Consider the following 1,706-nt stretch of genomic DNA (forward strand, 5'->3'; position numbering starts at 1 on the left):
TTCTTGTATGTGTTCCTGCCATGCTGACGTTACATGAATGGCATCTTATTACCCCTTTTAATAACATCTCTTCATACTTTAACGCATACTTTGCTTGGCGTGTTCTTCTTATCTCTTCTACTTTATTCCATAACTCCTCATCGATTATTCCTTCATGTTGTCCTGGGTAGCATTTTTCTTTGTATTTTATTTTTCCTATATATGTAAAATTTGTTATTATTCCTCTTACTGTTGCTTTTTTGAATTCTCCTCCTCCGTAAATCTTTCCTGATTTTACTTTTCTTTCTTTCACTCTATATCCTTGCCTGTTTATTTCTTTTGCCACTGCTGCCACTGATTTTAGCTCTATGAATCTTTCAAATATATGTTTTACTACTTTTGCCTCCTCCTCATTTATAATTAGTTTTTTTTCTTTAGCATCGTAGCCCAGTGGCACCGCGCCTCCCATCCATAGTCCTCTTTCTTTCGATCCTGCTATTTTTATCCTTATGTGATCTCCTACTGCTTTTCTTTCTCTTTGCGCTATTCCAAGGTTTAAATATAACATGAACTCATTGTCTGTACTTTCCTCGTTTAAATACGGTTCCATTACTGAACTAAACCTTACTCGGTTTCTATTAAATTTATCTGATATTACTCGGATAAAATCTACTAGTGATCTTGTCAGTCTATTTAACTTGAAAACTATTACATAATTAATTCTTCCCATTTCTATATCACTCAATAATTCACACAAGGCTGGCCTATCTAGATTACCTCCTGAATACCCTCCGTCATCATATCTTTTTGCTAGTAATTCCCAGCCCTCTTGTTTTTTAGTGTTGAAAAACTTTTCACACTCTGCCCTCTGTGAATCTATACTATTAAATGCTTGTTCTAACCCAGATTCATCAGATTTTCTCGTATAAATTGCACAACGAACTTCTTTTTTCATTTATTCCTTCTCCTTAAAGAATACTAAGCCATTCCAGTGACTACCTGTTATTTTGTTAGCTACTGCAGACAGTGATGTATAAGATTGACCTTTGTACACCAATCCTACTCCGGTCACTAACACTTCATGATTTTCACCTTTATATTCACGTATAAGCTTTGTTCCTGCCCTTGGTAGTTTACTATTGATAATTCTTTTTCCTTCTTCCATTTGGCTAGCTAGATCATTAAGTTTTTTAGCTGATTTACTTGATAATTCACCATATGCTTTTTCCTGCAACCGATATGCTATACGTCTTATCAAATACTTTCGGCAATATGGTGGGGCTTCTGATTGAAATAGCTCTTTCCACATTTTCTTTAGCTCTGATAATTCCTTACTTGCTAATGATAATATTTCTTGTTCTACAGATTCTCTCATTTATCCCCCTTTTTTGCTTATGGTTTATAAAACTTACTTTTCCTTTTTGTCATTAAATATACCTGAAAGGTGCTTCACTACTTTTTCCTTCCTTTTTATTCCATCCTTCATTTCTTTTATGCCGGTTATCTTCCCTGTCAACTTCGGCTCTAGTCTTAGTAATTGGACAAATGCTTCCGTAAAATGTTCTGTTGTTTCTTGTATTGAGGGCATTCCTATTCTCTTGCCAAATAGGGCTTTAAATTCCTCGTTTGCATAAACTATTGCTTTTGCTCCTAGTTCATCCCTTATTTCTGTATCTGCTCCGGCTTTCAATAATTCTTCTACTACTCCTTTTGCTGACATTGTACAT

At 34.9% G+C, this 1,706-nt stretch carries 3 protein-coding genes; all 3 read right to left on the reverse strand.

Annotated features, from left to right (window positions below; translation table 11 throughout):
* A partial coding sequence (locus tag IC220_RS07405) for a recombinase family protein (RefSeq protein ID WP_188153778.1) occupies window positions 1-934 on the reverse strand: 934 nt, incomplete at its 3' end.
* Entirely contained in the window at window positions 935-1,354 is a 420-nt protein-coding gene (locus tag IC220_RS07410) for a DUF2924 domain-containing protein (protein WP_188153779.1), read from the reverse strand. It lies immediately after the preceding gene.
* Between the two features lie 33 nt (window positions 1,355-1,387).
* On the reverse strand, window positions 1,388-1,706 hold a 319-nt coding region (locus IC220_RS07415; protein WP_223158813.1), incomplete at its 5' end, for a hypothetical protein.

This window comes from Wolbachia endosymbiont of Pentalonia nigronervosa (assembly GCF_014534705.1).
Classification (GTDB): domain Bacteria; phylum Pseudomonadota; class Alphaproteobacteria; order Rickettsiales; family Anaplasmataceae; genus Wolbachia.